Genomic DNA, 5738 nt, shown 5'->3' on the forward strand with positions numbered 1-5738 from the left:
CGTGGCGCACCATCGCGACGGTCTGGTCGTCGGCTTCGGGGCCGGCTACGAGGCGCGCGGGGTCCCCTGGGAGCAGGTGCACGAAGAGGAAGACGAAGACCGTCACGAGTAGGAGCGTGGGGATGAGGCCGAGGAGCCGCATCATGGCGTAGCGGAGCATGTCGGTTTCCGGAGTTGGGGTCGAAGGGGGCTTTTTCTGGTTTTCTGGAAAGACGGCTTCGGTTCGATCCCCACGACAGGAATCGAACCGATACCTCACTTTTGCGCCGGATTAGGGTTCGAGCTCAGCCTGGTAGAAGTCGTAGCTGCCGCTCGGGAGCACGCGGAAGTTCTTCAGCTTCAGGCTTCGGCCCGAGATGTTCATCTCGGTGACGAGCGGCGCGAAGCCCGCGTCCTGCCAAATGAGGCGCTGGATTTCGCGGTAGTTCTCTTCGCGCTTCGCGAGGTCCGTTTCAAGGAGCGCCTTGTCGAAGAGTTCGTCCACCTTCTTGTTGACGTAGTAGCCCTCGTTCGCCAGCACCGGCGGCGCGTTGCGGCTGTCGAAGATCGGGCGCAGGCACCAGTCGGGTTCGGCCGTGGAGTTGGACCAGCCGATGTAGTAGAGACGGCTCTGGGCTTCTTCGACCGTGCGAACGCTTTCGATCATCGCGACGCGCTGACCGGCTTCGAGCGTGCGCAGGTTCGTCTTGATGCCGACCTGGCGGAGCTGCTGCTGGATGAACTGGATCACCTTCGCGGCGGTCGTGTTGTTGTAGCCGGACCAGAGTTCGGTTTCAAAGCCGTTCGGGAAGCCGGCTTCCGCAAGAAGCTCACGCGCCTTCTTCGGGTCGTAGGGCCAGACGCCGAGGTTTTCGAACCCCGAAATCTCCTTCGGAATGACGCCCGTCATCGGCTCGGCGTAGCCCGCGAAGGCGACCTTCACGAGCGCTTCCTTGTTGATCGCGTAGTTGATCGCGGCACGCACGCGCGGATCGGTGAAGGGCTTCTTCTGGTTGTTGATGATGAGGTAGCGCGAAATGATCGAGGGCTCGACCAAAACTTCGATCCCCTTGACGCCCTGGAGGGTCTTCACCTGTTCGGCCGGAATCGTGTAGGCGAACTGGGCTTCGCCCGTGCGCAGCATCGCCGCGCGGGTGCTGTTTTCAACGACCGGCTTCCAGAGGATGCCGTCCAACTTCGGGAGACCCTTCTGCCAGTAGTTCGGGTTCTTGACGACGTAGAGGCGTTCGCTCGGGTTGTAGTCCTTCATGATGTAGGGACCCGTGCCGCAGGGCTTGAAGGCGACGTCGCCGCCGTACTGCTCGATCGCCTTCGGGCAGATCATGACGGCCGTGCCGGTGGCGAGGCGGGAGACGAACGCCGAGAAGGGCATCTGCAGCGTGAAGCGGACCGTCATCGGGTCGACCACTTCGACCTTGTCGATCATGCTGAGGAAGCCGCGGCGGGAGAGGTTGTTCGCCTTGTCGAGGAGGCGGTCGAAATTGATCTTGACGGCGTTCGCATCGAAGTCGGTGCCGTCCTGGAACTTCACGCCTTCGCGAAGCTTCATCGTATAGACGAGGCCGTCGTCGCTCACTTCGTAGCCGGTCGCCAGCGCCGGCACCGGGCGGTTCTGGTCGTCGAGCGAGAAGAGCCCTTCATAGAAGCTCGAAGACACCGTGCGGGAGAGCGTGTCGCTCGCGTCGTAGGGGTCCAACGTCGTAAAGCCCGACGCGACGGCGACGGTGATTTCAGCCGCCTGGGGAGCGGCGACGGCGAGGCCCATGGCGGCCCCGAGAGCGAGGGGGAGCGCATTGCGGCGCAGATTTTGGTTCCCGTTCATTTTCGGAACTCCTTTTCCTTTTTTGTGGAGGTGCGGGGCCGCGCCGAGGGTGCGCGGCGCCCTTTCGGATATGGATGAGGGTGTGCCCGGATCAGAGGGCGCCCTGGAGGACCAGGTGCCCGGGCGAGATCTCGGCGTAATGTCGGCACGGCGCGGGTTCGCCGCGGCGGCGCACCGGGCTCGGAAGCTCGGTGGGGCGCGCGGGGAGCGTCGGTCGGCGCAGCGACGGATCCGCCACCGGCACGGCCGAGAGAAGCCGCTTGGTGTAGGGGTGCGTCGGCGACGTGAAGACGTCGCGGCGCGTGCCCTGCTCCACGATCCCGCCCATGTACATGACGGCGACGCGGTGGCTCATGCGCTCGACGACACCCATGTCGTGCGAGATGAAGAGGTAGGCGATCCCGAGGTCGGCCTGAAGCTGCATCATCAGGTTGACGACCTGCGCGCGGATGGAGACGTCCAGAGCCGCGACGGATTCGTCCGCGATGATGAGCTTCGGATTGAGGGCCAACGCACGGGCGATGCAGATGCGCTGGCGCTGCCCGCCCGAGAATTCGTGCGGATAGCGGTTCAGCATGGCGCTCGTCAGACCGACGCGCTCAAAGAGCTCCGCCGCGCGGCGGCGGCGCCCGGCCGCCGTCATATTGGTGTGAAGAAGCATGAGCTCCTCCACGGCGTCGACGACGGTGCGGCGCGGGTCGAGCGAGGCGTACGGATCCTGGAAGATCATCTGCATGCCGAGGCGCGCTTCGCGGCGCTCCGCGGCCGACATCGACGCCATCGAACGGCCTTCCCAGTAGAAGTCGCCGCGGTCCGGCGTGATGAGGTCGAGAATCGCGCGGCCGGTGGTCGACTTCCCGCAGCCCGACTCACCCACAAGCGCGAGCGTTTCGCCCTTCCGGATCGTGAGCGTCAGGTCGTTCACCGCACGGACTTCGTGCGTGACGCGCCCGAAGAGGTCGGTCTGCGCGGCGAAGCGCTTCTCCAGGTTCCTCACTTCAAGAAGCACGTCGCTCGGGGTCGAGACCGGGCGCGAGCCCGTGTCGAGCGCTTCGCCCGACTCGGGGTCGGCCAACTTGAAGTAGGCGGGCGCGTCGCTCGCGGAGAGCGACCCCATGCGGGGGACGGCCGCCAAAAGCGCACGGGTGTAGGGGGCCTTCGGGTTCGCGAAGACCTCTTCGGCCGTTCCCGTTTCGACGATGCGGCCCGCGCGCATGACGGCCACGCGGTCGGCCACTTCGGCGACGACGCCCATGTCGTGCGTGATGAAGAGCATCGCCATTCCGGTTTCGGCCTGGAGCGTGCGCATGAGTTCGAGGATTTCGGCCTGAACCGTGACGTCCAACGCGGTCGTCGGTTCGTCGCAGATCAGAAGCTGCGGCCGGCAGGCCAGGGCCATCGCGATCATGACGCGCTGACGCATCCCGCCCGAGAGTTCGTTCGGGTGACGGCGCGCGACGCGCGCGGCGTCGGGAATGCGCACGCGCTCCAGAAGCGCGACCGCTTCGCGGGCCGCGTCCGAGGGCGACATGCCCCTGTGGAGCCGGAGCGTTTCGGCGATCTGCTCGCCCGCCGTGAAGACGGGATTGAGCGAGGTCATCGGCTCCTGGAAGATCATGGCGATTTCGGCGCCGCGGATCGTGCGCAGCGTGCGTTCGTCCGCAGCCGCGAGGTCGATCACGTCGCCCGAAGGGCGCCGGAAGAGCGCCTCGCCCGCGGCGAGACGGCCGCCGGCACGTTCAATGAGGCGCATGACGGCGAGCGAAGTCGCCGATTTGCCGCTGCCGGATTCACCGACGAGGGCGAGGGTTTCACCGGGCGCGATCGAAAGCGTGACGTCAAGGACGGCCTTCACCGGTCCCGTCTCCGCATCGTATTCGACCGAAAGCCGGCGAAGATCAAGAACGGGAGAAGCTTGGGCGTCCGTCCGCATGATGATGAGCCACCTTTCGAAGTGAGATCCCCGACACAAACCCCGAGGATCCAAGTCCGCCGCCAATCCGCTCCCTTTCCGAAGGCAACTCCAGTGTTCGTGGCGCTTTCGGAGAGGTTCGTGAGTCGAACCGGCTTACGGATCACTCTACTCGCTCAAAACCCGCTTGTGTGCGCTTTTTCTAGGGAATTCACCGCATTGCCGTAAGGTGAACAGCCTAACGGATTGGACGCTGATCGAATGTCGGTGCAAAAGTCGAAAAGCCCGGAGACCGAGGTCGGTCGTCCGGGCTTCGAAAAGGGGCTTCCTGCGGCCTTTCGGGACTACTTGTGTTTGAACCCCATGGCGGCCTTCAACTTCGTGTTGTCGACCTCCTTGCACCAGTGGCCGACCACGACGCAGGCGATGCCGTTGCCGATCATGTTCGTGATCGCGCGGGCTTCCGACATGAAGCGGTCGATGCCTAGTATCAGCGCCAAGCCCGCCACCGGGACGTGGCCCACCGCGGAGAGCGTCGCCGCCAGCACGATGAAGCCCGAGCCCGTCACGCCCGCCGCACCCTTCGAGGTGAGGAGGAGCACCGCGAGGAGCGTGAGCTGCTGCATGAGCGTCATGTCGACGTCGCAGGCCTGCGCGATGAAGACCGCGGCCATCGTGAGGTAGATCGCCGTGCCGTCCAAATTGAAGGAGTAGCCCGTCGGCATGACGAGGCCCACGACCGAGCGGGAGACGCCGGCCTGCTCCATCTTCGTCATCATGCGGGGGAGCACGGACTCCGACGACGACGTGCCGAGCACGATGAGGAGCTCTTCCTTGATGTAGGAGAGGTACCGGAGCACCGAGAACCCGTGCCAGCGGCAGATCGAGCCCAGGATGCAGAGGATGAAGAAGATGCAGGTGAGGTAGAACGTCCCCATCAGCTTCGCAAGGGGCAGCAGCGACCCGATCCCGTACTTCCCGATCGTGAAGGCCATCGCGCCGAAGGCGCCCACCGGGGCGACGCGCATGATCATGCCGACCATCTGGAAGAGGACGTGCGAGCTCTTTTCGATCACGTCGAAGATGAGCGTGCCGCGGCCGCCGAACTTGTGGAGCGCAAACCCGAAGAGCACCGCAAAGAAGAGCACCTGCAGGATTTCGCCTTCCGCGAAGGCGCCCACGACGGTGTGCGGGATGACGTTCATCAGGAATTCCGTCGTCGTCTGCATCTTGCCCGGGCCCGTATAGGCCGCGACGGCCCCCGCGTCGAGGGTCGCCGGATCGACGTGCATGCCGGCCCCCGGCTGCACGATGTTGACGAGCGTGAGGCCGACGACCAGCGCGATCGTCGAGACGACTTCAAAGTAGAGAAGCGCGAGGCCGCCCGTCTTGCCGACGGTCTTCATGTCCTCCATCCCCGCGATGCCGGTGACGACCGTACAGAAGATCACCGGCGCGATGATCATCTTGATGAGACGGATGAACCCGTCGCCGAAGGGCTTCATCTGCGCGCCGATGTCGGGGGCGACGACGCCGAGGACGATGCCGATGACGATCGCGCAGATCACCTGAAAGTAGAGCACCTTGTAGATGGGCGTGCGCTTGTTGCTGAGAGACATGCTGTTTTCCTTCGTTGGGGCCGTCGGACCGGTCCGTCTCTCTCTCTGGCCGGAGACGGTCCGCAGCCGCGTTCTGGAATTCGTTCGCGGGAAGGCCGCCGGTTGTGAGACCGGCGGCCTTCTCTTGCCGCATCGCTGAAGAATACCGGAAAACCCGAGGAAAAAGCGGGTAAAAACGCCTTCTCCTCAAGAAAATCACGGCCAGAGCGAAAGTTCCTCGACGGTGACGCCCTTCGAGGCGGCCAAATCCGCGAGGATGCCGTGCACCAAACGGTCGATCGCGACGGCGCGGAGCTCCTTCCGGTCGATGCCCGGATTGAAGATCGCCGTGACGCGCAGCCCCTCGAGAAGGGAGCGGCTCAACGCCAGCTGCGCCTGCATCTTC

Annotated in this window: 4 protein-coding genes and 1 pseudogene; all 5 read right to left on the reverse strand. The window is 64.6% G+C overall.

Translation table 11 applies throughout. The features are described from left to right. Positions 1-160 (reverse strand): annotated as a pseudogene (locus tag HMPREF9440_RS11120) (glutathione ABC transporter permease GsiC); the annotation flags it as partial. A 111-nt stretch (positions 161-271) separates the two neighbouring features. Further along, the gene (gene gsiB / locus HMPREF9440_RS02635; protein WP_008541228.1) at positions 272-1822 is read right to left on the reverse strand and encodes a glutathione ABC transporter substrate-binding protein GsiB; all 1551 of its coding nucleotides are present in this window, start codon (positions 1820-1822) and stop codon (positions 272-274) included. 91 nt (positions 1823-1913) lie between these two features. After that, positions 1914-3755 carry an ABC transporter ATP-binding protein gene (locus HMPREF9440_RS02640; RefSeq protein ID WP_008541229.1) on the reverse strand — a complete coding sequence of 614 codons (1842 nt, stop codon included), beginning with the start codon at positions 3753-3755 and terminating at the stop codon, positions 1914-1916. A 323-nt stretch (positions 3756-4078) separates the two neighbouring features. Further along, the gene (locus tag HMPREF9440_RS02645; RefSeq protein WP_008541230.1) at positions 4079-5353 is read right to left on the reverse strand and encodes a dicarboxylate/amino acid:cation symporter; all 1275 of its coding nucleotides are present in this window, start codon (positions 5351-5353) and stop codon (positions 4079-4081) included. A 195-nt stretch (positions 5354-5548) separates the two neighbouring features. Further along, positions 5549-5738 (reverse strand): hypothetical protein (locus tag HMPREF9440_RS02650; RefSeq protein ID WP_008541231.1); only part of this gene is annotated, 190 nt, incomplete at its 5' end.

Origin of the sequence: Sutterella parvirubra YIT 11816, assembly GCF_000250875.1 — a bacterium.
GTDB classification, from domain to species: domain Bacteria; phylum Pseudomonadota; class Gammaproteobacteria; order Burkholderiales; family Burkholderiaceae_F; genus Sutterella; species Sutterella parvirubra.

What these genes read in the sequence shown, in the direction of transcription:
- gsiB (WP_008541228.1), bottom strand. Translation starts at nt 1,822, where the DNA reads ATGAACGGGAACCAAAATCTGCGCCGCAATGCGCTCCCCCTCGCTCTC.
- HMPREF9440_RS02640 (WP_008541229.1), bottom strand. Translation starts at nt 3,755, where the DNA reads ATGCGGACGGACGCCCAAGCTTCTCCCGTTCTTGATCTTCGCCGGCTT.
- HMPREF9440_RS02645 (WP_008541230.1), bottom strand. Translation starts at nt 5,353, where the DNA reads ATGTCTCTCAGCAACAAGCGCACGCCCATCTACAAGGTGCTCTACTTT.